At 31.7% G+C, this 26116-nt stretch carries 27 protein-coding genes; 5 read left to right on the forward strand and 22 right to left on the reverse strand.

From position 1 onward, the window contains the following. Positions 1-643: 643 nt before the first annotated feature. Positions 644-1372 (forward strand): GntR family transcriptional regulator, encoded by a 729-nt coding sequence (locus ACSBO6_RS12305; protein WP_498843446.1) that lies wholly within the window; start codon positions 644-646, stop codon positions 1370-1372. Positions 1373-1402: 30 nt separating this feature from the next. On the opposite strand, the gene ACSBO6_RS12310 is transcribed toward ACSBO6_RS12305, so the two are convergent. Further along, positions 1403-2191 (reverse strand): YppG family protein, encoded by a 789-nt coding sequence (locus ACSBO6_RS12310; protein ID WP_142339188.1) that lies wholly within the window; start codon positions 2189-2191, stop codon positions 1403-1405. A gap of 200 nt (positions 2192-2391) precedes the next feature. Between ACSBO6_RS12310 and yppF the strand changes: the two genes are divergently transcribed. Continuing rightward, a complete protein-coding gene (gene yppF / locus ACSBO6_RS12315) occupies positions 2392-2568 on the forward strand; it encodes a YppF family protein (RefSeq protein WP_098845186.1) in 177 nt (58 codons plus the stop codon). Positions 2569-2709: 141 nt separating this feature from the next. Here the strand turns inward: yppF and ACSBO6_RS12320 are convergent, their stop codons facing one another. Both ACSBO6_RS12320 and ACSBO6_RS12325 read right to left on the reverse strand, forming a co-directional pair. Beyond that, the gene (locus ACSBO6_RS12320; protein WP_098845187.1) at positions 2710-2961 is read right to left on the reverse strand and encodes a hypothetical protein; all 252 of its coding nucleotides are present in this window, start codon (positions 2959-2961) and stop codon (positions 2710-2712) included. Positions 2962-3453: 492 nt separating this feature from the next. Continuing rightward, entirely contained in the window at positions 3454-4461 is a 1008-nt protein-coding gene (locus tag ACSBO6_RS12325) for a DUF2515 family protein (protein ID WP_180232856.1), read from the reverse strand. A 94-nt stretch (positions 4462-4555) separates the two neighbouring features. Between ACSBO6_RS12325 and recU the strand changes: the two genes are divergently transcribed. Further along, complete coding sequence (gene recU / locus ACSBO6_RS12330) at positions 4556-5167, forward strand: Holliday junction resolvase RecU (protein ID WP_498843447.1); 612 nt, start codon at positions 4556-4558, stop codon at positions 5165-5167. 50 nt (positions 5168-5217) lie between these two features. Next, on the forward strand, positions 5218-7917 hold the full coding sequence (locus tag ACSBO6_RS12335; protein ID WP_498843448.1) for a PBP1A family penicillin-binding protein: 2700 nt from the start codon (positions 5218-5220) through the stop codon (positions 7915-7917). A gap of 127 nt (positions 7918-8044) precedes the next feature. Here the strand turns inward: ACSBO6_RS12335 and ACSBO6_RS12340 are convergent, their stop codons facing one another. The 16 genes from ACSBO6_RS12340 to ACSBO6_RS12415 form a co-directional block, all read right to left on the reverse strand. Continuing rightward, positions 8045-8548 carry a YpoC family protein gene (locus ACSBO6_RS12340; RefSeq protein WP_098845191.1) on the reverse strand — a complete coding sequence of 168 codons (504 nt, stop codon included), beginning with the start codon at positions 8546-8548 and terminating at the stop codon, positions 8045-8047. Next, positions 8538-9200: an endonuclease III gene (nth, locus tag ACSBO6_RS12345; protein ID WP_498843449.1), complete on the reverse strand. Its 663-nt coding sequence runs from the start codon at positions 9198-9200 to the stop codon at positions 8538-8540. The genes ACSBO6_RS12340 and nth overlap by 11 nt, the downstream gene beginning before the upstream one ends. 45 nt (positions 9201-9245) lie before the next feature. Continuing rightward, on the reverse strand, positions 9246-9956 hold the full coding sequence (locus ACSBO6_RS12350; protein ID WP_353616063.1) for a DnaD domain-containing protein: 711 nt from the start codon (positions 9954-9956) through the stop codon (positions 9246-9248). A gap of 285 nt (positions 9957-10241) precedes the next feature. Then, on the reverse strand, positions 10242-11429 hold the full coding sequence (locus ACSBO6_RS12355) for a pyridoxal phosphate-dependent aminotransferase (protein WP_098845194.1): 1188 nt from the start codon (positions 11427-11429) through the stop codon (positions 10242-10244). 15 nt (positions 11430-11444) lie between these two features. Then, a complete protein-coding gene (locus tag ACSBO6_RS12360) occupies positions 11445-11909 on the reverse strand; it encodes a cell wall elongation regulator TseB-like domain-containing protein (protein WP_098845195.1) in 465 nt (154 codons plus the stop codon). 11 nt (positions 11910-11920) lie between these two features. Next, complete coding sequence (locus ACSBO6_RS12365; protein ID WP_082459338.1) at positions 11921-12091, reverse strand: YpmA family protein; 171 nt, start codon at positions 12089-12091, stop codon at positions 11921-11923. A gap of 107 nt (positions 12092-12198) precedes the next feature. Beyond that, the gene (gene dinG, locus ACSBO6_RS12370; RefSeq protein WP_098845196.1) at positions 12199-14988 is read right to left on the reverse strand and encodes an ATP-dependent DNA helicase DinG; all 2790 of its coding nucleotides are present in this window, start codon (positions 14986-14988) and stop codon (positions 12199-12201) included. 142 nt (positions 14989-15130) lie between these two features. Next, a complete protein-coding gene (gene panD / locus ACSBO6_RS12375; protein WP_025671415.1) occupies positions 15131-15514 on the reverse strand; it encodes an aspartate 1-decarboxylase in 384 nt (127 codons plus the stop codon). A gap of 26 nt (positions 15515-15540) precedes the next feature. After that, positions 15541-16386, reverse strand: a complete 846-nt coding sequence (gene panC / locus ACSBO6_RS12380) for a pantoate--beta-alanine ligase (RefSeq protein ID WP_098845197.1) — start codon at positions 16384-16386, stop codon at positions 15541-15543. Beyond that, positions 16383-17225, reverse strand: coding sequence for a 3-methyl-2-oxobutanoate hydroxymethyltransferase (panB, locus tag ACSBO6_RS12385; protein ID WP_098845198.1), 843 nt, complete (start codon positions 17223-17225; stop codon positions 16383-16385). The genes panC and panB overlap by 4 nt, the downstream gene beginning before the upstream one ends. 381 nt (positions 17226-17606) lie before the next feature. Continuing rightward, the gene (locus tag ACSBO6_RS12390) at positions 17607-18590 is read right to left on the reverse strand and encodes a biotin--[acetyl-CoA-carboxylase] ligase (RefSeq protein ID WP_098845199.1); all 984 of its coding nucleotides are present in this window, start codon (positions 18588-18590) and stop codon (positions 17607-17609) included. Next, positions 18575-19768: a CCA tRNA nucleotidyltransferase gene (locus ACSBO6_RS12395; protein ID WP_098845200.1), complete on the reverse strand. Its 1194-nt coding sequence runs from the start codon at positions 19766-19768 to the stop codon at positions 18575-18577. The genes ACSBO6_RS12390 and ACSBO6_RS12395 overlap by 16 nt, the downstream gene beginning before the upstream one ends. A 1-nt stretch (position 19769) precedes the next feature. Beyond that, positions 19770-20900 (reverse strand): N-acetyl-alpha-D-glucosaminyl L-malate synthase BshA, encoded by a 1131-nt coding sequence (bshA, locus tag ACSBO6_RS12400; protein WP_498843450.1) that lies wholly within the window; start codon positions 20898-20900, stop codon positions 19770-19772. A 31-nt stretch (positions 20901-20931) separates the two neighbouring features. Next, positions 20932-21633: a bacillithiol biosynthesis deacetylase BshB1 gene (bshB1, locus tag ACSBO6_RS12405; protein WP_498843451.1), complete on the reverse strand. Its 702-nt coding sequence runs from the start codon at positions 21631-21633 to the stop codon at positions 20932-20934. An 88-nt stretch (positions 21634-21721) separates the two neighbouring features. Then, positions 21722-22525: a 4-hydroxy-tetrahydrodipicolinate reductase gene (gene dapB, locus ACSBO6_RS12410; RefSeq protein WP_498843452.1), complete on the reverse strand. Its 804-nt coding sequence runs from the start codon at positions 22523-22525 to the stop codon at positions 21722-21724. A gap of 1 nt (position 22526) precedes the next feature. Further along, complete coding sequence (locus ACSBO6_RS12415) at positions 22527-22856, reverse strand: nucleotide pyrophosphohydrolase (RefSeq protein ID WP_098845203.1); 330 nt, start codon at positions 22854-22856, stop codon at positions 22527-22529. A 136-nt stretch (positions 22857-22992) separates the two neighbouring features. On the opposite strand from ACSBO6_RS12415, the gene ACSBO6_RS12420 reads away from it, so the two are divergent. Continuing rightward, on the forward strand, positions 22993-23865 hold the full coding sequence (locus ACSBO6_RS12420) for a YitT family protein (RefSeq protein WP_098845204.1): 873 nt from the start codon (positions 22993-22995) through the stop codon (positions 23863-23865). A gap of 65 nt (positions 23866-23930) precedes the next feature. Here the strand turns inward: ACSBO6_RS12420 and ACSBO6_RS12425 are convergent, their stop codons facing one another. Genes ACSBO6_RS12425 through ACSBO6_RS12435 form a run of 3 tightly spaced genes read right to left on the reverse strand, consistent with a single transcriptional unit; the run spans position 23931 to position 26076 of the window. Further along, the gene (locus tag ACSBO6_RS12425; protein WP_098845205.1) at positions 23931-24611 is read right to left on the reverse strand and encodes a zinc metallopeptidase; all 681 of its coding nucleotides are present in this window, start codon (positions 24609-24611) and stop codon (positions 23931-23933) included. Between the two features lie 56 nt (positions 24612-24667). Next, the gene (locus ACSBO6_RS12430; protein ID WP_098845206.1) at positions 24668-25450 is read right to left on the reverse strand and encodes a sporulation protein YpjB; all 783 of its coding nucleotides are present in this window, start codon (positions 25448-25450) and stop codon (positions 24668-24670) included. Positions 25451-25509: 59 nt separating this feature from the next. Further along, positions 25510-26076 carry a DUF1405 domain-containing protein gene (locus tag ACSBO6_RS12435; RefSeq protein ID WP_498844673.1) on the reverse strand — a complete coding sequence of 189 codons (567 nt, stop codon included), beginning with the start codon at positions 26074-26076 and terminating at the stop codon, positions 25510-25512. Positions 26077-26116 lie beyond the last annotated feature (40 nt).

Genomic DNA, 26116 nt, shown 5'->3' on the forward strand with positions numbered 1-26116 from the left:
AGAACTAAATGTTCTTCCACAAATTAAATTTTATTTTATTAAATACTCTGCAATATTTCAAATATTTAGTAACAAATAAACATTGTAAGTATAAATTTTTCTGGCAAAAATCTTAATTAAAATAATATTCAAATGTAGAATTTATATTGAGGGAATCTAATATTTAACTTTGCATAGTAGTCGTAAGCTTAGTGGAAATCAACTATTAAGACATTTAAGATTAGTATTTAATATTTGATTGCTACTCATAGAGGATATTTTATTCCCTTTTAGATTAGTTATGATGATAGGAATATTATTGTTAAAATTTTTTCATCGAAATTTTACTTATGATAAAATTACATATAAAGCTTGTTTAAAACTCGTAAAAATAATTAATGTTAATGTAATTGTGAAAAAATATAAAAAAAGTATTTTCTTCAAAATGATCCTCTCCAATATCCTAAATATACTTTAATGTCAACTTTTTTATTTTATTAGGTTTGAACATATTTCACAACAATAATTTTAACAATGTTTAAAAGTTTAAATATTCTGATTTTTATGAGTATAGACAATGATTGCCGAAAGCATTTTATTCCTTTAAAATGAGTTATGAAATCGTTTTAAATACAGATAATTAATGCAATTCAAGGAGTAAAAAATGATTAACAAAAATTCCCCAATACCAATTTATCATCAGTTATTAGAATACATAAAATGTAAAATCGCATCAGGTGAATATCCTGCTGATGAATTGATTCCATCAGAAAGAGAGTTTTCAGAGAAATTCCAAATATCTCGTATGACCGTTCGACAAGCATTAAATAATTTAGTTCAAGAAGGTATAGTTTACAGACAAAAAGGTAAAGGAACATTTGTTAGTCGTCAACAAGTTGAAAAAAAAATTAGTAGATTAAATAGTTACACTGAAGAAATGATTGAGAGAGGTTTAAAACCTAGTAGTAAATTAGTTCAATTTGATATCATAAATTCTGATAAAGCATTATCCAATTTACTAAAAATAAAAGAAAACGATCCAATTTATTTTATAAAACGCGTTCGTTTAGCAGACTCAATTCCGATGTCGATTGAAAGTATCTATGTCTCATGTGAGATCGCACCAAACCTAAATCAAAGTGTTCTTGAAAAATCATTTTTTGATTATGTAAATGCCAATATTCCCGACCCTATTCAATATGCTGATCAATCAATTCAAGCTAGAATGCCTTCGGAGGAAGAAGCAAAATTATTAGAAATCCCAATGAATTGTCCCGTATTAGCAATTTATCGTACGACATATTTAAGAAGCGGAAAAATTTTAGAATACGAATTAACAGTATATAGAGCAGACCGCTACAAGCTTGTACATTCTTTATCTAGAAATGATTAAGATTAAAAAAGCCAGGGATTCCTGGCTTTTTTATTTGAATAAGCCACCAATTTGTTTAAATAATCCACCTACTTGATTCATCGTATTCATCATTTGACCAGCAGTAGACATCATTTTAGGTACATCGTATGAACCTGAACTATTTTTAAATTGATTTAATATTGAAGAAAACTGAAAAGATTGGCCATTATTATTTTGCTGGTTTAATTTTTTGGGGTGAGCAGGATAAGGTGTACTAGGCGCAAACATTGGTGGAGTTGTGAAAGGACCTTGTTGTAACATTTGAGCTTGTTGAGATTGCACTCCAAACTGATTTTGAGGGCTTGTGAAATAGTTCGTTTGATTACCGAATTGTGAAGGATTCATTGCCATATATGGATATTGGCTTTGCATCCCCCCGTAATAAGTAGGATCGTATTGATATACTTGGTTATACATAGCAGTAGGATTTTGGGCTGTATAGTGCTGAGGTGCTAAAACAGGTTCTTGACTTAACTGACCATAATGACCAGATTGTATTTGTTGTCCCCCATAAGGAGATGGTTCAATCATATGTGATTGTTGTTGGGCTTGAGTTGACTGTGCTTGTTGCATCGGCTGTGCATGCTGTATCTGTTGCGATTGTTCTGGCACTTGTTGTGTATTAATTGTAGGGTTTTGTGTAAAAGGTTGAATTGTATTCCCATAGTAACGCTGATCTTCATTCATAAATTGATTGATTTCTGGATAATTAAAATTCTCATCAATCATTTGATTTTGCTTTCTAAACCACTCAAAACTGTTATCTGAATGGTTTGGAGGAAACATTTGAGATTTCATATACTCACATCCATTATAAGTTTTCTCATTTATAAATATGTTACAATTGCCTATTCTGTTACTTCTATTATGTTATGCGCTATTTGTCATAATATGTCGGAAGTTTAAATTTTTAAAAAAATTTAAATCTTGAATATTTATGGTACATTTTAATTAGTTATACAAGTTACTAATTAAATTTTAATGTTGGAGGGGTAATAATGACTTTACAAGAATTAAAGAACAAGTTTATTTCATCAAAAAGTTTCGAACCAATTGACTTTAATCAATTAATGGACTTTTTACAACAAAATTACCTAAATGGCGAGGTTACTATTCAACATTACAGAGAATTAGTTAAAGAACTTGAACGATTTGGTGCATGTAAGCCTATTTAGTGATCGCAAATATTGGAAAATTTATTTTATATGAAAAAAAGCGATACACTTTTACAATTTAATAAAAGTGTATCGCTTTTTTCATTTCGATTATTGATGGATCCAATTTATTCATATTAAACGATTGCTACTATCTATTTATTAAATATTAAAAGCTAATTGTCTTCCTAAAAATGGTGTTGAGATCCAACTTCCATCCTCTTTTGCTTGACTTACTTTCTTTTCAAAATGATGAAGATGCACTGTTGTTGACTGGACCTTATTTAAAAGTAAATTTTTTTCTTCATCACATGTTTGATCAATTCTTAAAGCTAAAGATTGCTCAATGAATTCAACCTCATTTAAAAATTCATCAATTGCTCGAAAAAAATCATCTCTTTGAATTAATTCCATACAGATCAACACCTCTTCCCAATTTTCTTTATAAATAAATTCAACAGCAGTTCATCTACCTCCTTCTCCATTGACAAAACTAGTACTATTTCGCTAAACAAAGTGAATAAAGGTATTATCATCTAAAATTTCGACAAAAAAACTTGTAATGCAATACAGAATTGGGAAAGTTATATTACATGGAGGTGTTTTTCAAATGGCAAAAAATAAAAATGTAAAAAAGAAAAAACAAGAAAAAAGTAAAAGTCAACAAACTGGCAATCCAAAATTAGATGGGCCTAACTTCCCTGCTACATAAAAATGGCGCTATTTCTCCTATTGAAAAACTGATTTGAAAGTAAAAAGCTAGCATCTGTTTGCTAGCTTTTTTCAGCTAAAAAAAATCCCGACTTGAAAGTAAATATCCTTTTGTGCAATTCATGTCTAGTTACTTTCTTTCCGTCTTAAATTTTGAAATGTTTGTGCTTTTCAAATCAAAAAAATCTAGCATTTTTATTGAAAAATTGATTTTAATTTTAACAATGAACTAAGTAACTCTTGCTTAATTAAAAAAGATTGCTTAAAGCTATCTTCATTCGTAACTTCCTCATTTTCATACCATATAGTTAAAAATTTACTATTTATATACCAGTCATCATCAACTGTTCGAGTATGAGGAATGACTGGATAGACATCTCTTAACTTCGGATTATTTGAGCTTGTAATTCCAACTAAGGCTTCATAATCACTTCTACTGCCTGTGTGAATAGTTTGCTTAGCAAAATCGGTAAATTCAACATGTAATTCCTTATGAAATAAAATTGAATATAATTGTTTACCAATTTGTATCCTTTTCGTTAAATCTTCAAATTGGTAAACAACAAGTCCATACAGATCCCCCTTACTTGATGGGAATAGTACATAACTAAGTTTTAATTGTTCCTGAAGTTTAAATGCTAAAGAATTAAAAACTTCACTTTTAAAAAATTTATTTTGAATGACTGGTCTTTCAATCATATTTTGTTCGTTAATGATCAATGAATAGACTAGTCTTTTTTTATCTCGATCCGTCCAATATTTTTCCCATTCAATTTCCATAAAACTAGATACAGAAAAATATTTCAACAAATAAAAAAATGGTTTATTCTTTCTTTTTGAATATTCATAAAGAAGTAACTGTGGAAAAGCATCTAAAAATATAATCCAATTTGCCCGTTCATACGTTATAAAAAGTTGTTTTCTTTGTTTTTCACTTAGTCCATTAACGAATAATTGGTTTTCCAAATCGGTCATGTTATAGCCTGCATTACGTGAAACCATACTTGCAAGAAAAGACCATTCAATTTCACTTTGTCTAAAAAAATATTGTTGGTATGCAATTGTTCTAGAAATATTATCAGCATTATACTTAACTGTTTCCTTCTTAATTAAATCAATAAGTTTACCTTCATCCTTTGATAATTTATGATCTTCTCTTCTTTTTTTTATAAACCCTTTCCAGCTCTCATGGTTTACATTCATTGACTCACCCCAAACAATCTGGTATTTTTTTACACGAACATCTGTTTTAGTGCTATAATACATGTTGTATGTAAATTAAGGTGGAGTTGGTTTTATGACAATAAGTTACCCAAATAGAAGGAATAATGTAGTTCAAAAAAGTCAAAAAAATAACGAAATAAAAGTGAAATCAAATAATACTTATAGTAATCGTGGAATGTCACTTGAAGATGATTTAAATGCTACTAATACGTATTATTTATCAAATAACATCGCAAACATACATAAAAAACCTACACCTGTACAAATCGTAAAAGTAGACTATCCAAAAAGAAGTGCCGCAGTTATTCGTGAGGCCTATTTTAAACAACCTTCAACAACTGACTATAATGGCATCTACAAAGGAAAGTATATTGATTTTGAAGCTAAGGAAACCAATAATAAGACTAGTTTTCCTTTACAAAATTTCCATTTACACCAAATACAGCATATGGAAAATGTACTGAATCACGGTGGAATTTCGTTTGTCATAATAAAATTTTCATTATATAATGAAATTTATTTTATGAAAGCAACTGATATTCTTACCTTTTGGAAAAGGCAAACAGATGGTGGAAGAAAATCAATATCAAGAGATGAATGCAAAGAGTATGGAACGTTACTTAAACCAAGTTATCCAATCATTGTTCCTTACTTAAAATGTATCGATGAACTTTTTGTAATTTAATAGTTTACTAATTTCATTAAGTTCATTTGAAAGGCAGGAGAAACAAAAAAATGGAAAAAGCGTATAGTTCACGACAAGAACGTAAACAAATGGAAATGGAAAAGCCTTCAAATGGAAAACCAAAAAAGCGTGAAGGTTTATTGAAAAAAATTACTTTAACAATTTTGACATTAGCGGTACTTTGTATTCTTGGGGGAGTGGGAACTTTCTATTATTTAGTAAGTGATGCACCAAAACTAGATGAATCAAAGCTAAAAGTACCCCTTTCGTCTACTATACTTGATAAAAATGGGAATGTTATTGCAGAGTTAGGAACTGAACAAAGAACGAAGATTTCATATAACGAGATTCCTAAAGTAGTAGAAGATGCATTTATTGCTACTGAGGACGTGCGTTTTTATGAGCATAAAGGTGTCGATATCCGTCGTGTGATTGGTGCGGTTTTAGCTAATATTACTGGTGGATTTGGATCACAAGGTGGTAGTACAATTACTCAACAAGTTGTCAAAAACTCATTCTTGTCTCCACAAAAAACAATTAAACGTAAAGTACAAGAATGGTATCTATCATTCCAACTTGAACAAAAATATTCTAAACAACAAATTTTAGAAATGTATTTAAATAAAGTTTACTTCTCAAATGGTTTAAAAGGTCGAGGAGTGTATGGTGTAGCAAAAGCAAGTGAAACATATTTTAGTAAAGATATATCAAAAATTACGTTACCTGAAGCAGCTACACTTGCTGGTATGGTACAAAGTCCAAATAACTTCAATCCAGCAAAACATCCAGCTGAGTCAGAAGCAAGAAGAAATGTTGTATTAAGTCAAATGAAAAAATATGGCTTTATAACAAATGAACAATATACTAATGCAAAAGCAATTCCAGAGAAAACATTAGTTAAACTTCATGAGAGTGGTCAAACAAAATATTCAGCCTTCATTGATGTCGTTATGGATGAGGTAAAAAAATACGGTGGTGCAGATATAAATACAGATGGATTAACAATCGAAACGACTTTAGATCCAAAAGCACAAGCTAAAGCAGATGAAATTATTAATCGAGGAGCTGAATTTTATCCGAGTGATGATTTCCAAACTGGTTTTGTATTAACTGACACTAAAACAGGTGAGATCAAAGCTGTAGGTGCTGGAAGAAACACAACTAGTGGCGGTCTAAATTTTGCTACAGATATAAAAAGACAACCTGGTTCAACGATTAAACCAATCCTAGACTATGGTCCTGCAATTCAATATTTAAAATGGTCTACTAACCATCAAATTGTTGATGAGCCATATCAGTATTCTAATGGAACACCTATTCGAAACGCAGATAAATCATATAAAGGTAAATTATCGATTCGTAAGGCGTTAGCCGGTTCAAGAAATATTCCTGCTTTAAAAACAATGCAGGAAGTTGGATTAGATAAATCACGTGAATTTGGTAACGGACTCGGCTTTAACTTCCAAAAGAACAGTTTTTATGAGTCTCATGCAATCGGTGGTTTTACAGGTGTATCTGCAATGGAAATGGCAGGAGCATATGCAGCCTTTGGTAACGGCGGTGTTTATATAAAACCACATGCTGTAACGAAAATAATCTATCAAGATAAAACTGAAAAAATATTATCTCCTGAACCAAAACAAGCAATGAGCGATTACACAGCATATATGATTACAGATATGCTACGTGATGTTGTTAAATCTCCTGGCGGTACAGGTGGTAGAGCTAATGTACCTGGTCTTGATATGGCAGGTAAAACTGGTACAACAAACTACCCTCAAGAGGTAAAAGACAAGTATGGCTTCCCTTCAAACGCAACTCGAGATAGTTGGTTTGTTGGTTATACTCCAGATGTTACTATTTCTGTATGGACTGGATATGAGAAAAATAAAGAAGGCCATTATTTAAGTAAAACATCAACAAATTTAGCTAAATATATTGCAAGAGATATGTTAGCAGCAACAGCTGATCGTTCATCTGAGTTTCATAAACCGAGTTCAGTTATGAGAATTCAAGACGAATTATATATTAGAGGTGAAAAAATAGATGATTATCCTACACCTGATAAATTAGATTCAGCGAAAAATGTTACTGCGAAATATGATGAAAAAACGAGCAGTGTTACGTTAAATTGGAAGTATCCTGCTGAGTTACTGGCATCTACTACTTTTGAAGTTAACTATGATATAAACGGTGTTAATGGCCAGACTCAAAAAGTAAATGGAACATCAACAAAAATTGACGGAATCGTAGCTGGAAACAAAGTTAAAATAACAATCGTAGCAACTAATGGCGAAACTAAGAGTGCAGCTGTAACTGTTACAGTCGATTTAAGTACTACTGAGGAGCCAACTACCCCACCAGATGATAAAGACCATGGTAAGGGCAATGACAATGACAATAATAAAGATAAAGACAAAGACCATGGTAAAGACAAAGACCATGGTAAAGACAAAGGTGATGGTAAGGGCAACGATAACGGTAAGGGCAACGATAACGGCAATGGTAATGGTAATGGTAATGGTAATGGTAACGGCAATGGCAATGGCAATGGTGATGGCACAGGTACTGGTGACGGCACGGGTACTGGTGATGGCAATGGTGATGGTAATACGAATCCAACTACACCTCCTACCACACCAGATCCAACTAAACCATCAAAACCAACTAATACGAATCCAACTTCGTATAACTCAGATTCATACTCTACTGATCGATTTAATAAGTTGGAACGTAATCTTATTGCATAAATTAAAAACCTCCTCATTTTTTGAGGAGGTTTTGCTATGTAATAAATATTCTATACGAATTCACTTGCCTTTTTGGAACACTAATCCTAGGAATTGCCAATTTTCCATATATATAAAATAAGCCTCCTTACCTTGAGGAGGTTATTTTTTGTTTATAATAAAGTTTTTCTAACTCCGTATATAAGCCGGAAAGTTGAATAAAAGAGTGATAGTGGTCGGGTTGATTTAAAACAAAACGAATACGCTCGTCTAAATTGATTGGCTTAACCTGTAATTTATCTAACTCAATCAATAAATTAGTTAAATTAAGTAGCATTTTGCCATTTATCCATGTAAGAATTGATATAAAATTTGCTAAGCCTCTAATCATCGGCTCATAAGCAAGTTTTCGATTCCGTTGTTTAAAGTAGTTAGAGATGTGTTCGGATTCCTCTTTCCACTCATTAAACATTTCTTTCATAATTTCATCACTTTCATTCGGTATGTTAGAGCTTTTATTAACTAGAATCTGATTACTTTCATAAAAAAACGGTTTATTTTTAATTTTAATTTCTTCATTTATTATTTGATCACTTGTATTGTCTTTATAAAATGGCGTTACGATAAATTCTTTATAAATATTATTTGTCATTTACTTTCTTCACTTTCATTCGTTTTTTTCCTTCTCTACACATATCAAGTAAAGGACATACCTCACAACTTGGTCTTTGAGCTTTACAATGGTATCTTCCAAAAAATATTAGTCGATGATGAGTTACTCCCCAATCTTCAATCGGAACTTTTTTCATTAATGTCTCTTCTACTTCTAAAACAGAATCTTTCCAACGGCATATCGCTAATCTTTTTGAAACCCGCTCAACATGAGTATCTACAGCGATTGCTGGAATATTAAATGCGACTGACATTACTACATTAGCTGTTTTTCTTCCAACTCCAGGCAATTTTACTAACTCTTCTCTAGTACGTGGGACTTCTCCATTAAATTCATTAATAATCATATGACTTAATTTTTGGATATTTTTTGCTTTATTCCTAAAAAGTCCAATAGATCGAATATCATTTTGTAATTCCTCTAAAGAAACATTTAAATAATCCTGAGGTTCCTTATATTTTTCAAATAGATTTTTTGTCACTTTATTTACTAAAACATCAGTACATTGTGCAGATAAAGCAACCGCTACTACTAATTCAAATGGATTCTTATGATTTAACTCACAATGTGCATCAGGGAACATGTCACCGATTATATTAAGAGCTTCATTTATTTGTTGTTTGTTTAACATTTTTAACACTCCTTACTAAACAAAAGCGAGGAGCATGTCCTCGCTTTATTTTTCAAGCCAATTATAAAAAGGAATTGATCCTGTATATTTTGTATCGTTTTGTGGTTCTCTTGTCTCTCTTTTTCTAAAATGCTTACTATAATTCATAGCTTGGTCCACTTCTTTAATACCGTTTTTCTTCCACTCAAAAAGAATACGATCTATATAACGAAAATTTAATTTCCCACTTATTACTGCTTCTTTAAGTGCAGCCTTAATTAGTTTTTCATTATGATCATCTTGGTCCATCCACATTGTCAGCGTTTCAATCTCAAATGGAGATAATAATCTACCAAATTCTTTTTCGAAGACTAAGTAAATTGATTCCTCATCTTGTTCAATTATTGAAGTAATAGCTTGCTTTTCTTTTGATTTTTGACCATTCTGGGTCAAGTCAATTAATTTTAACCATAATGGGGAAAGTGAATATGCTTCACATCTTAAATTATGATGGTCTATTTCTTCTGTAATTTCTAATAAACCTTTTTTAAGAAGTTCTCGAATAACTTCCATGCATTTTTGTTCGTTAATTGACATAATCTTTGCTAATTGAGTAGGTGTTGGAAACGTATGACCTTGTTGTTGAAAAGAGTAAAGCTGTAGAATCATGACTAGTTCTTCTTCATTAATATTTAACGAAGAATAATGACTGAGAAGTATATTTGGAATACTAATATTCCCAAATTGAATCCAGTTAAGAATGCTATTATTATTCACTTCGAACACCTCTAGCATAGTATAGCATGATTACATAAAATATACAGTAAAAGAAACTTGTGAAATAAAAATAAATAGAGGCATGGAACTCACACCTCTATTTTATTATCTCTATTTTATATTTAAAAAACCAACTAATTAATTAGTTAATTACGGATATAGTTCAGAAAGTGGATTTCACATTATCATACTTCTAACTCGTACAAAATCTTCCCATGAAAAAAGCTAAGCATTCGCTTAGCTTCACTCTTGTTTATCATACGAGTTTTTTCGTACTGATTGAAATTAACTTAATATATTTGCTTTCATAAATTGCTCAATGCGATCTAAAGCTTTATCTAACTGTTCTTGAGATGTAGCATATGATAAGCGAATATTGTTAGGTGAACCAAATCCTGAACCAGGTATTACCGCAACATTAGCTTTTTCAAGTAATTCAGTAGAGAATTCATCTACATTTTGATATCCAGCCATTTTAGCTGCCTCAGTCACATTAGGGAATAAATAAAATGCACCATTTGGTTTTACACAACTGAATCCTGGAATTGAAATTAAACGCTCATACGTTTTATTTAAGCGATCTTCAAACGCTACTCTCATTTCTTCTACAGGACCATCGCCTAACTCATATGCTTTGATCGTAGCAATTTGAGCCATTGTAGTTGGATTTGAAGTAGAGTGGCTAGCAAGATTTGTCATGGCATTAATGATTTCCTTATTACCAACAGCATACCCAATTCTCCATCCAGTCATTGAATGAGACTTTGATACACCATTAATAATAATCGTTTGCTCTTTAAGTTCTGGGCTTAATGAAGCAATTGAAACATGCTTTGCACCATCATATACTAGTTTCTCATATATTTCGTCAGAAACGATTAATATATCATGTTTTAAACAAATTTCTCCGATTGCTTTTAATTCTTCTTCGTTATAAATCATTCCAGTTGGATTACTTGGTGAATTTATAATAATCGCTTTTGTATTTTCTGTAATTGCAGCTTCGATTTGTTCTGGTGTTACTTTAAATTGTTGATGTTCATATCCTTCAATAAAAACTGGTACACCTTCTGCTAATATAACTTGCTCTGGATAACTTACCCAGTAAGGAGTCGGAATAATGACTTCGTGACCAGGATCTAAAATTGCTTGGAAAAGTGTGTATAGTGCATGTTTTGCTCCATTTGTGACAACAACTTCTCCTGGAGAATAAGTTAATCCTTGATCGTTCAATAACTTGTCACAGATCGTTTTTCTTAAAGCTGGTAAACCGTTTGAAGGTGTATATTTAGTTTGGCCTTTAAGCATTGCTGAATAAGCTTCTTCAATAATTTCTACAGGTGTATTGAAATCAGGTTCACCTGCTCCTAATCCAATTACATCGATTCCTTGATCTTTCATTTCTTTTGCTTTTGCAGTAATAGCTAGTGTAGTTGATGGTGTTAGTGCACTTACTCTTTTTGCTAGTTTCATCTTGTTAATTTCCCCCTAAATACTATAACGTTTTAAAAGCTCTCCATTTTCGAAAGCAGCGTAGTAAAAATTATATCTGCCATTTTGGTCTATATATACTACTTCCCAAAGTGGTATTTTGTTCTCTATTCCTAATTTTACTTTATGTATTTTTTTTGGGTTTCTCTCACTGACTACTTTGTCAATGATTTGTTTTTTGGTCAATCCTTCACTTTTCTTTCGTGTAATAACTTCTCCATCCTGTATCCACGCGATCATTTCATTATTTGCATCATCTTTACCACTTACAACTATTGCTTGTTCTTTCCCATGGAAATAATCAATCGTATTGACAGATTTTAAATATCCTTGATTTAAAACAAGCTCTTTTGCATGTTTTTTATCATCACTTAGCTTTGAAATTGATGATTGGTAAGTGGCGATTAAAAATAATGAAAGAAAAATGATGCTTAATCCTAGGATGACTAACCATTTTTTCATATATACCTCATTTATGTTCGATAAATTGTAAATACTGCATATTCTTGGTCTTCTTTATCAAGTGCTAGTCCAAACATTAAATCTTTTTCTTTTAAAGTGCGATTTAAACTATCAACAATTTTGTATAAATCTCTAGTATATTCAATTTTTGTTGTTGATAATACTTCAATATTTGAATTCATGTTGCTCCTCCTAAAAATGTATTATAAATACATTACAATTTATGTCATTATACCACACGTCTAGCCTGAAATCCCCTACTATTCACATGCTAAATTTTGAAAAACTATTAAAAATCTTTTAATAATTCATCAATTGTATTTATTTTTATTTTACTTTTTGGGATTAACTTTAAAAACTCTGCACCATAACTAGTATTTATTATGCGATTATCTAAAACAAATAATGAACCTTGATCTTTTTCATTTCGAATTAGACGACCATAACCTTGTCTAAACTTAAATACCGCTAATGGTAAAGCCAACCTCGAGAAAGAATTTTCTCCAGCTTTTTTTAATAAATTTGATTTAGCAATAAACATGGGCTTTTCAGGGTTTGTAAACGGTAAACGTACAATGATTAAACAATCTAATTCTTCATTAGGTAGGTCAATTCCTTCCCAAAAAGTGTTTGTACCTAATAAAATTGTTTGTTTAGATTGTAAAAACTGTTTTATTAACTTTTGTTTTCCTCCAGGAGAAACACCTTGAGCTAATACAGATGAATTCAGTGAGTCTATATCTTGTATTAATTGATCATAAGTCTGTTTTAATAAATCAAAAGCCGTAAATAAAACTAATGTTCTACCTTTTACTACGGTAACAATTTTGCGAATTGTATTCGAAGTTTGTAATGCATACTCTTCTTGCGTAATCTCTTTTATTCCCAATAAATCTGAAGGAATATATACTTGCATCCCTTGAGCAAAATCATTTGGTACGGGATATATTTTTTCAATGACATTGGCATTATCACTAATTCCTAATGATGACTTTATAAATGAGAAGGACGAATCAATCGAGAGTGTAGCAGAAGTTAGTACAATTGAATTTCTTCCACTAATTAAATAATTTTGTATTAAATCTGCATTTTCTACTTTCTCACAATAAAGCATCGTAGTATGAAATGATCCTTTTGCTTCAGTTTCCATCCAGCATATATAATGATCATTTTTATCGAATAATATTTCATATAGACCATTTTTCATGTTTTTCAATTGGTCTATAATCATTTTAAATTCCGATAAGATAGAACGATGAAACGCTGATACTTTCTTCTCTTCAATTAGATTCAAATACTGTTCGCATCCTGAAAATAACGTATTATTCACATGGATTAATCGATTAGCACATTCTTGTATAACCTTCCAATTTTGGCTAGCAGTATTTTTATCACTAAGTGTAATTGACTGTCTAATATTTTCTTTATCTAGATCATTTTGTTTGCTTAAAATAAAGTCTCGTAATAATCTAAATAACTCTTCTGATTCATATTTGATTTCTTTTACTAGGTGATCGACTTTTTTCCACCATTTTTCACGATTAGGTATTCCCTCATCAAATTTATATAATCGGTGAACGAGTTCATTACTATCAGTTGTACTTAATCTACTTAAATATTGATAATATTTTAAACAAGAAAAAGTGATTCCAAAGGTTTTTGATGCAGTCTCTTCAAGAGCATGAGCCTCGTCAATTACAATCGTTTTGACAGAATTAATCAAATGATCCTTATTTTTTAAAGTTGATAATAAATAAGCATGGTTTGTAATTATTATATCTGCTAACATTAATTGATTTTTAGCTCTTTGATAAAAACATTTGTGAAACCACGGATTTGTTCTCTTATTTTCACTTTCTTCATTACAACAAACGCGATCCCATAAATGTAAACCACCTGAAGGTAGCGATAATTCATCTAATTCTCCATTTTCAGTTTCAGTTAACCAAACTGTTATCATTGCTTTAGATAAAATACTATCGTAATTATCATCAAATTGTTCGCCAACAATGTATTCAAATTTTTGCAGACAGAGATAATTTCTTTTACTTTGTATAGACGCTATTTTCAATTGGAATGGAACGATTTTTTCAATCGTTTTTATATGTTTTTTAAGTAATTGTTTTTGTAATGAGATGGTACTTGTACTGATAACAACTTGTTTACCGAACTGTTTTGAGAAAAATGCTGACGGTATTAAATATCCAAATGTCTTGCCAACGCCTGTACCAGCTTCAGCTAAGAGAATATTATCCTTTTGAAATGCATCGAATACATCATGCATATAGGCAAACTGTTCTTCTCTTTTTATAAAATTGGGGATTTCTACAGCCATCTGATCTACAAGTTCACCCTTTAGATGCTCTTCGAATTCAACGAAATCTTCTTCCTCTTGAGGTAAACTAAAGCTTCTTTTTTTAAGAGCTATTCGTCTAAATTCTTCGTAATCCACAGATTTATTTGAAAATGATTCAGATTGCTTTTGAAGTATATCCGAAATATAGTATGTAATGTCACTTTTAAAACTAGTACTAAGTTTTTCTAATATTTTTAACGATGCATATGGTAAGCTTTCCAGTTTTTTTAATAAAATTGTTAATAACTCAGCAGTTACTTCAGCATCACTATCAGCTTGATGAGGATTTTCATGTTGTATATTGAATACTTTTGCTAAATCAGATAATTTATAACTCGTTAAAGTTGGATATAAAATTCTAGTTAACTCAACTGTATCAATAGCTAAAGGTGAAATTTTTGGTAGACCGATCCGCTCAAATTCTTTTTGTAAAAATGTTAAGTCAAAATGCACATTGTGCGCAACAAAATAGGCGTCATTAAACATAGGGTATAATTCTTCAACTATTTGTTCAAATTGAGGAGCGTATTGAACCATTTCATCTGATATTCCTGTTAATTCAGAAATAAAGGTTGGAATCGTCATATTTGGATTAATAAAACTTGAAAACTGTTCAATTACTTCTCCACTTTCCAATAAAAAGGCTGCAATTTGAATAATTCGATCTTGACCTCTATTATTATTTCCGGTTGTTTCTAAGTCAACGACCACAAATTTATTCATATTTTGCCACCTCCAAATTCTCTATATAGATATTATTTTGCATAAACAGATTAAACAATACAACCAACAAAAAAATCCCCTAAAGAAGGGGATTTCAAATTGCCCTTAAAACGCTTGTTTTCTTCCTCGTTACTCTTGTCTATTACTTAACAGTACCTGCAATTTCTTTGCCAATCATTTCGACAATCTCATTTGCATCATTTAAAATAGCAATCTTTGGTTCATGTTGATCCAGTTTCTCTTCCTCTACCTGACCATATGCAATAATAATAACTTTGTCGCCTTCTTGAACCAGTCTAGCTGCTGCACCATTAAGACAAATTACACCACTACCACGTTTTCCTGGAATAACATATGTCTCAAGTCGTGCACCGTTATTATTGTTTACAATTTGAACTTTTTCATTTTCAAGTACATCAACAGCATCCATTAAATCTTGATCGATTGTAATACTTCCAACATAATTTAAATTAGCTTCTGTAACCGTAGCTCTATGAAGTTTTGCTCTCATCATTGTGCGAATCATGTCATTTCCCCCTAGTTGTTCCTGCTTTATATAGAAATAATAATATTATCGATTAGGCGAGCATTAGAAAACTTTACTGCCAACGCAATAATTACTTTTCCATTTATTTTATTTAAAGGCTTTAAATCTGGATATGAATAAATACTTACGTAATCTACAGTTCCAGATGTTTCGCTTTGTATTGTAGAAATAATATTTTGCTTAAGTTGATCTGGATTTAATTGCCCATTATTTATATCATCAACTGCTTTTTGTAAACTTTTATAAAGAACAGGTGCTTCTTGTCTTTCTTTTTCTGTTAAATAGACATTTCTAGAGCTTTTGGCTAATCCGTCTTCTTCTCTTATAGTTGGAACTGGATTTATTTTTACAGGAATATTAAAGTCTTCAACTAAACCTTCAATAACTGCAACTTGCTGAGCATCCTTTAATCCGAAATATGCCTGATCTGGTTGAACAATATTAAATAATTTTGTTACGACTAATGCAACGCCATCAAAATGACCGGGCCTTTTTTCACCACAAAGGACGTCTACTCGTTTTGTTACTTTCAAATTAGATTTTAATTCATTTGGATACATTTCTTCAACTGTTGGATAAAAGAGGCAATCTACACCAGCATTTAGTGCAATTTTTTCATCTCTTTCAAAGTCTCTTGGATATCGATCAAAGTCTTCATTTGGGCCAAACTGAGTCGGATTAACAAAAATACTTAATACAACGATATCATTATTTTTTCTAGCTTCTTCTAATAATGATGCATGACCTTCATGTAAAAAACCCATTGTTGGAACAAATCCAATCGTTTTATCATTTTTTCTGTGAATGTTTAATTCGTTTCTTAAATCCTTTATCGTGTGAAACACTTTCATTGCGAACTTCCCCCGTATAATGCCTTTAACTGTTCTTCTTTCATTGTAAACGAATGTTTAGTATCAGGAAATTGTCTTGTTTTAACTTCTTGTACATATGAAGCAATTGCATTTTCAATTGTTGTTGATACATTCGCATACTGTTTAACAAACTTTGCTACTCGACCAACGCCATATGTTATTAAATCATGATAAACAAGTACTTGACCATCTGTATCTACACCTGCACCAATTCCTATTGTTGGAATTGAAAGATCCTTAGTAATATCCTTTGCAATTTGTTTTGGAACACATTCAAGTACGATTGCAAAAGCGCCTGCTTCTTCACATTTTTTTGCATCGTTAAATAATTTCATTGCACTTTCTGAGTCACGTGCTTGCACTTTATATCCACCTAAAACACCTACAGATTGAGGAGTCAATCCTAAGTGAGCTACAACTGGTACTCCCGCAATTGTTAATGCTTTAATCACTTCTAAAACATTCTCATCAGCGCCTTCAACTTTAACAGCATGCGCATCACCCTCTTGTATAATGCGACATGCACTACGTAATGCCTCTTCTTTTGAAAAATGATAAGACATAAATGGCATATCCGTCACAATAAATGTATTTTTTGCCCCGCGCTTAACAGCTTTAGAGTGATGAACCATGTCATCAACTGTAACCTTAATTGTAGAATCATACCCTAGGACAACATTCCCAAGTGAGTCACCGACTAAAATCATATCTACTTCACTTGCTTCTGCTAATAATGCTGAAGGGTAATCATAAGCTGTAATCATGACGATTGGGTCATTATTTTGTTTCATGTTTAAAAAATCTTTTGTCGTTTTCATCTTTTTTCCTCCTTTTAAATGAAGAGGAAATGGGGGCTACAATAAAAAACCTTTGCTCTTAATTTAGAACAAAGGAAAATTGTAAACCGTCTCATTCCTCTGTCCCAGTCCTTAAAGGATCAAGGCAGACACATTTTTAAAATTGATTTTTTTAAACCTGGTGTAGTTCTTCTTAGGATACTAAAGTTTGATTGACCCTATTCAGATACCACCCATGAAGCATCCACGTAAGTCGCGACCCTTCCAATACAGTTTATAGTAAGAATAGCAATTAAGTAAAGAAAAAACTTGGTATTATTTACAAATATACGTGACAATTATACAGCAATAAAAATAACTCTCTTTCAATCATCAAAAGAGAGTTGTTTTTGTTTGTATACATTATTTATTAAACGAAATATCTGCAGAATAGATAGTATGAACATTACCTAGGTGATCTTCAATCAATAATTGACCTTCATCAGTAATTCCAATGGCATTACCTACAATTTCTTCTGTTAAAGTCGTTGCTTTTATTTGTTTGCCTAACGAAATTGCATAGCTTTCCCATAAAATTTTAATCGGTTTAAATCCTTTTTCTAAAAATATTTCATAGAACTTTTCAAATTCAACTAAAATAGCTTGAATTAAACTAGCTCTCATAAAGGTTTGTCCTTTTTCAATACGTAATGAAGTTGCGATATCTGACAGTTCTAATGGGTAATCTTCTTCAACTTGATTTACATTGATTCCGATACCAATGACAACGCTTTTAATGCAATCAGCGTCTCCTTGCATTTCAGTTAAGATGCCACAAACTTTTTTATGATTGATTAAAATATCATTCGGCCATTTAATATTTGGATGTAAACCGGTCACTTTTTCAATTGCTGAAGCAATGACTACAGCCGTTAATAATGTAAGTTGAGGTGCTACTCTTGGTGAAATAGCTGGTCTAAGGATCACACTCATTGCTATTGCTTTTCCATCTGAAGTTAACCAATTTCTTTGTAATCTACCTCTACCTAGTAATTGACGCTCAGCCAAAACAATTGTGCCTTCAGGAGCATCATTTAGTACCAATTCATTAGCGATTGTTTGAGTTGAATTGGTTTCTTCCTGGTACACGACATTTCTGCCAAATTTTTTCGTTTCTAACCCAAGTTGAATATCTGTTGGAGTTAATCGATCAGATTTGCCTGTTATTTTATATCCAAGTTTCCTAACTGCATCAACTTCAATTCCTTCGTCTTGCAATTCTTTCATGTATTTCCATATTGCAGTACGTGAAATTCCTAATTCATCACTTAAAAATTGACCTGATAAATATTCATTACTATTTTCTGTGAATAATTGTATGATTCTTTCTTTTACTTTTGAAGCCAATTTATAAACCACTCCTTAATTGCAAGTTGGTTATTCTCAAGCTGGTTCTCTACTATTTGAAATTCTAGTTCACTTAATACTTCTTTCAACCAAGGGCCACCTTTTAATTGTGACCATTTTAATAAATCATTACCTGTAATACATATATCTGACTTTGAATAAATAGGTAATTGATTATATAAAGCCTTTAATAAATCCTCATTCAATTCATTTGCATCGATTTTATCAATTACACACTGTAATCGCTCATATTTTATTGCATCTGTTAATCCAACTTGATATAACTTTGTATTGCTCCATTTAAATTTCGTTTCTTTTAACAAATAATACAGCTTCAATATTTGTTTCATGCGATTATTCGACATCTTCCAACTTCTTAAAACCAGTTCTGGATCGTCAAAATTACATTTATATAGTATTAGCGCCCAAATCTCTTCAATTGTTTTTAACGATTGAAGAGGAAGTTCTAGTAGCTCATGAAACTGTTTTGTATAATCTTTTAAGCTTGGAAGATGATTTACTAAATTTGTTTCTATTAATAGTTCTATCCCTTTTTTAGGTGACATTCCTACTAACATTTTTTCGATTTCTACCGAAATGCGTTCAATTGCGATATTCTCAATCAAATGTTTATGTGATTTAATGCCGTTAAACGTTTCATCTTGTAAACGAAAACCTAATTGACTTACAAATCGAATACCTCTTAGCATTCTAAGCGCATCTTCCTGAAATCTTTCCTTAGCTTCACCAACACATCTAATTAAGCCATCATAAAGATCAATTGTGCCATTAAAAGGATCGATTATTTCATTGTTTGTCGTCATAGCAATGGCATTCATTGTAAAATCTCGTCGTTTTAAATCTTCTTCGATTGATTTTACAAAAGTAACTTCAGATGGTCTTCGATAATCATAATATGTTGATTCTGTTCTAAACGTCGTAATCTCATATGGCTCGCCATTTTGTAAAACTAAGACTGTACCATGCTGTAAACCGGTAGGAACTGTTTTTGGAAATATCGACATAACTTCTTCAGGCAAGGCTGAAGTAGCAATATCAATATCTCCAATTGTTCTATTTAATAATTTATCTCTTACACAACCGCCGACAAAATAGGCTTCATAACCATTTTTAATTAATTTATCTAAAATGGGCTTTGCTTTATCAAAAATTTCCATATTATTTCATTCCTAATATCTCATTATAAATGGATAAATATTGTGAAACGATTTTATTTGATTGAAATCTTTCTTTAACAATTTCTTGGGCACGATTTGATATGCACTTAAATAGTTCTTCATCTTGTAATAAGTTGAGCGTATAATAAGCGATTTGTTCAATATCTCCTAGTTCACAAATATATCCGTTTTCCCCATGTTCGATTACTTCTGGAATTCCACCAACTCTTGTACCGATACATGGAACTCCGCAAGCCATCGCTTCAAGTAAAACTAAACCAAAGCTCTCTTTTGATGAAAGAAGTAATTTGATATCACTCATTGAAAGTAACTCTTCAACATTTTCTTGTTTTCCTAAAAATAAAACATCTTTCTCAATTCCAAGCTCTCTTACTAATTTGCATAAACTTGAGATTTCTGGACCATCACCAACTAATAGTAACTTAGATGGAATTTCTTTTCTTACTAAATTAAATACATCTACTACATCTTTTGTACGTTTAACTTGACGGAAATTAGAAATATGTATAATGACTTTTTCATGTTCTAAAATGCCATACTCTGCTTTTAATGCCCGACAATTTCTTTTGTAATACACTCTTTCATCAATAAAATTATACACAGTTTGGATTTCTTTATCAGGGTTAACTAATTCTACTGTCTGCTGTATTAAATCATTTGAGACCGCAGTTACAACGTCTGATTTTTCAATCCCAAACTTAATTAGCTCTGTTAAAGATGGATCATAACCAAGAACTGTTATATCAGTTCCATGTAATGTCGTTACAATTTTAATATCGTGATGAATCATTTGTTTTGCTAGAACAGCACATATTGCATGCGGAATCGCATAATGTACATGTAAAATATCTAATTTTTCACGGTTTGCAATTTCAGCCATCTTACTCGCCAATGCTAAATCATATGGTGGGTATTGGAATACCGAATATTGATTTACTTCAACTGCATGATAATAAATATTAGGATATACTTTATTTAAACGAAACGGCATACTTGATGAAATAAAATGAATTTCATGTCCTAGTTCTGCTAATAACTTACCTAGCTCAGTCGCAATCACACCAGAACCGCCTACTGAAGGATAACATGTAATCCCAATTTTTAATTTCATTTTTTTCTCTCCTAAACTTCTTCATTTCTACTTAAACTAACCAATCTGCATTTAAGAGAAGTGGTTTCTTTGTCATAAACCCTTCTCCGTACGGAACTCCAGCTTCTTTGCCAAAAATTTTCTCTCTTGCAATTACGCTATTTACATAGTCGTTTGTTAAAGGCGTAACAACACCATCTGGACCAGGAGTAAATTGACTTTCATATGCTTCTAATGCTGCTCTTTTAATTTCAATCGTTTCTGAAACATCAACAATAAAATTAGGTCGATGAAACCCATTAATCATATATTGAAAAACATGTTTTACCTTGTGAGCTTCATGATTTGTATTTACATTAAATTTTCTTATCCCTGATGAAAATACTGCTTCTTCAACTATTTTTGTACAATTACCATGATCAGGATGACGATCGACTTCATAAGGTGAGAAGATTATACTAGGCTTGGTCATTCGAATTAATGCAGCTACTTGTTTAATCGCTTCCTCAGATAAGTATAGCCCTCTATCTGGTAATGATAAATTAAAACGCTTTGATACCCCTAAAATTTTATCTGCTTCTTCTGCTTCTTTTCTTCTAGTAATCGTATCCCCATTTGATGAGAGCTCTGCTTCAGTTAAATCACAAATTGCAACCTTATAGCCCAACTTCGTAAATTTAGCAATCGTACCTGCCATACCGATCTCAACATCATCTGGATGCGCTCCAAATGCTAGTACATCAAAATATTCCACATATCTCACTCTCTTTTCAACTAACTAAAAAATTTTAACAACTGCTTAAGTGGTTTGACTATTTGTTACCACTAAAGGACATGGAAAGTTAGTCCATTATATTTTCTAAACCATAGACTAGCTCTGATAGTTTCATTACTTCCTCAACTGCTACTTGAACACCGGACATAAAAGAAGCTCGGTTCATTGAATCATGTCGAATTGTTAATAGTTGACCATCACCACCGAATAAAACTTGTTGATGCGCAACTAAGCCAGGTAATCTTACGCTATGAACTCTCATTCCGTTTAAATCAGCACCCCTAGCACCTCTTTTTGTTTCAACTTCATTTGGATGTCCTTGTACTTTAGATTCACGAACTTCCTCAATCATTTGAACTGTTTTAAGAGCTGTACCTGAAGGCGCATCTAATTTTTGGTCATGATGTAATTCAATAATTTCAATATCTTTAAAATACTTCGCTGCCATTTGTGAGAACTTCATCATTAATATAGCACCAATTGCAAAATTTGGCGCAATAATACAACCTAGCTCATTATTTGAAGCTATTTCTTTTAAATCATCAAGTTCCTCTTCTGTAAAACCAGTAGTACCGATTACAGGACGAATACCATTTTTTAAAGCTAAAAATGCATGTTTTTTTCCAATTTCAGGTGTTGTTAAATCAATAAGTACATCAAAATTTTCATTTTCGATACATTGCTCTAATGTTTCATATATTTTTGCTTCACCTTTAAACTCAGGGTTAACCTTTTGAATTTGTTCTCCACCTAATTTATAATCTACTGCTGCAACAAGTTGAAAATTCTCAGTTCGATCAATTAATTGTAAAGCTTCCATGCCCATTTTACCTCTAGGTCCTGCTAATACTACTCTAATTACTTTTTCCATTTTAAACTTCCTTCCTTGTCCAACGATCTTTATCTCGAGTATTAAACTTCTTCATCACCATATCATGTGCCTCTTGTAAATCTATATTTAGGCTATTTGCTAAACAAATCATCACAAATAATACATCACCTAGCTCTTCTTCAATTAGCTTTTCTTTTTCAGTGCTTTTCTTTGGCTTTTCACCATAGGTGTGATTGATTTCTCTAGCTAATTCACCCATTTCTTCAGTTAACCTTGCCATCATTGCTAAAGGACTAAAATATCCTTCTTTAAATTGACCTATATATGTATCGACTTCTTTTTGCATTTCTTTCATCGTTTTTTCGTGCATACTAATCTCAACTCCTCAATTAAATCTTATCGAATTGACCACTTTTTGACAAATTATATATTATTTTACTTGAAAAAAATACAAGATAAGATAAAAATAAGAGTTTAGGGTAATTTTTATAGTATGGAGGAAGTATATGAATTTTAAATTGAAGTTACGCAATATTTTATTTATTATTTTAGGTTCTGCAATTTTTTCTTTTGGAATTATGAATATCAATATTCCAAACAATCTTGCTGAAGGTGGCTTTACGGGAATTAACTTAATTCTTTTAGCAGAACTAAATATCCCCGTTTGGATCTCAAACTTAGCTTTAAACGTTCCTTTATTTTTTATTGGTTGGAGATTACTCGGTACAGTGACGATGCTTTATACAATTATTGGAACTGTTGCAGTCTCTTTCTTCTTAAAATTATTTGAGAAATTTTCGTTCAATATAGATGTTCACGGCGATTTAATGTTAGCTTCATTATTTGCTGGTGTATTTATTGGTGTTGGATTAGGCATTATTTTTAGATTTGGTGGTACGACTGGTGGAGTTGATATTATTGCCCGTTTAGCCTATAAATACAAAGGGATTAATATGGGGAAAACGATGTTTATTTTTGACTTTGTTGTCATTACGCTTTCACTATTAACTTACTTAAAAGCATACGAAGCAATGTATACTTTAGTAGCGGTTTTTGTTGGTGCTAGAATAATTGATTTTATGCAAGAAGGTGCATACGCTGCACGTGGTGCAAATATTATTTCTGAGAAAAATGACCTAATAGCGGCTCGTATTATGAAAGAAATGGACCGTGGGGCAACCTATTTAAAAGCTACTGGAACTTTTACTGGAGAAAGTAAAAACGTTTTATTTTGTGTCGTACCTAAAAATGAATTAGTTCATTTAAAAAACATCATACAAGATATCGATCCACACGCTTTTGTAGCTGTTACAGAAGTGCATGATGTACTTGGTGAAGGCTTTACATTAGATGAAAATAAAGCCCCTCTTCACCCTTAAATTTAAAATTAAAAGAGGTTCTTAGCACTAATTGCCAAGAACCTCTTTTAATTTTTGAATTGATATTAATCATCACTACGTGTCATACCTGTATAAATCAAAATTAATCTTAATAATTCTGCGACAGCTACAGCAGCCGCTGCAACATATGTCAATGCAGCTGCATTTAAAACACGTTTTGCATAAACATGTTCATTCGAATTGATAATCCCCAAAGTCGTAATCTGTTTTAAAGCTCTACTCGAAGCGTTAAATTCAACAGGTAGTGTAACAACTTGGAACAGTACACCTAAGGCTAATAAAACGATTCCTATTAAAAACGCACCTGATAATTGTGAAAACATGCCAATTAATATAAATATATATGAAAAATTGGAACTGAAATTAGCAATCGGTACTAATGAATGACGGAATCTTAAAAAGCTATAGTCGTTCGCGTCTTGAATTGCATGACCCACTTCATGAGCAGCAACTGCAGTACCAGCAACTGAATATCCATGATAATTTTCAGTTGATAATCTGACAACTTTTGCACGAGGATCATAATGATCAGATAAATACCCTCGAGTCTCTTCTACTGCAACATTGTATAATCCATTTTCATTTAAAATTTTTCGCGCTACTTCTGCACCCGTTAAATGCGATGTAGAACCAACTTGAGAATACTTTTTAAAAGTTGATTTAACCTTCATTTGCGCATAGATAGGTACAATCAACAAAATTAAAAAGTAAATTAAATAACTCATTGTAATTCCTCCAAGGTGTGATTTTACGATATTGTAATAACTTTTAGAGAAATTTGTCAATCATTATGTTCTCTTCTTTTATTGTTCTTATTTCGATCACCTATATATTTTCTCCAACCTACATAACTTAATGTACCGACAATAATTACCCCTGTTGTAAAGATTGTCCAAATGGAAACAGGTGGAATGATTGAGTTACCCTGATCAAAGATGAATAATAATTCACTTTTCGTCTCGTCCAATTTTTGTTGAAAAGCTGGTATGGAATCTTGGTTAATTCGATAATCATCTAAAAACGAAACAAGTGAATTTAATTTTTTTACTTCATCATATGGAAGATCCATAATAAGACTTGGATAAATGATTTCAAATTGGTGTAAAAATAGATTTAATTGTGTTTCATACGCTTCAGAATTACCACGTTTATATGCTGAATCCATATTCTCTAGTGGCGTCATAACCGACTTTTTCATTTCCTTCCACATCGGCTGCATTGTTGTTTGTCCAGCATCAATCAATAATCTTAAACCAAGTACATCAGCAACTTTTTCCTGTGGATCAATTGCATCATTTGTTAAAGATACAAGCGCATTTTGAAAAGTAACTGAAATGGTTTCTAACTCTTTAGGTGTATAATCCTTATTCTTTTTTGCTTTTTCCATATACTTTGCTTCTAATTGCTCTAATAAATTAGCCCCATGTACATAATCACCATCTTGTACTAAAGAGAGCGATTTTTCAATTAGAGAAGTTTCTTGATCTATTTTAGCGTACCCTTTTACGGTATTAAATGAAAAAAATATAAAAAAAACACTGATCCCCGCAATTAATTTTTTCATCAAACCCCTCCCTCATAACTACTAATAATTATGAGAGAAAGGACAAGATTAGAACTTTTTCAACCACGAGCTCTTTTTTTTAAAATTAACTGGTAATAAGCAATTAAAATAACAAATATAGTTAACCAAAATGTAACGAAAGCAATCCAAATTCTGTAATCAGAAAGCATATAGTATTCTGGCATTGTTCCAAAAACATAGTCAAAAATAAGATCTTGTAAGACCCAAATACTTGCAACTGCTAAGTGCCACAATTTAACGTTAAAAGCCGGAGCATACAAAGCCGCCTGTATTGCCATAGCACCATGCGAAAAAATTAATAAGTATGCAATCGCATCAAGCCCACCTGATAAATAAAGAACCATTCCGTTCATTAAAACTGCCCATATACCATATTTCATTAAGCTTACATATGCTAGTGCTTCTATTAACCCATTTTGTTTATTAAAGATGAAAAGCAGCAATACAATACAAAAAAATAATGATGCAGTTGGACTATCAGGTACAACTACTTTTAACCAACCAGGTGTAATATCAAGTTGATACCGATACCAATAGTAGCCATAGATCGTTCCAAGTACATTTATGATAAATAAGGCAATTAAGTTAGGTTTAAGGCGTAACATAGTGTAAATTCCGTTCACTGTTTCACTTCATCTCACTTTC

It is taken from the genome of Bacillus sp. AL-1R, from assembly GCF_052180195.1.
Taxonomy (GTDB): domain Bacteria; phylum Bacillota; class Bacilli; order Bacillales; family Bacillaceae_G; genus Gottfriedia.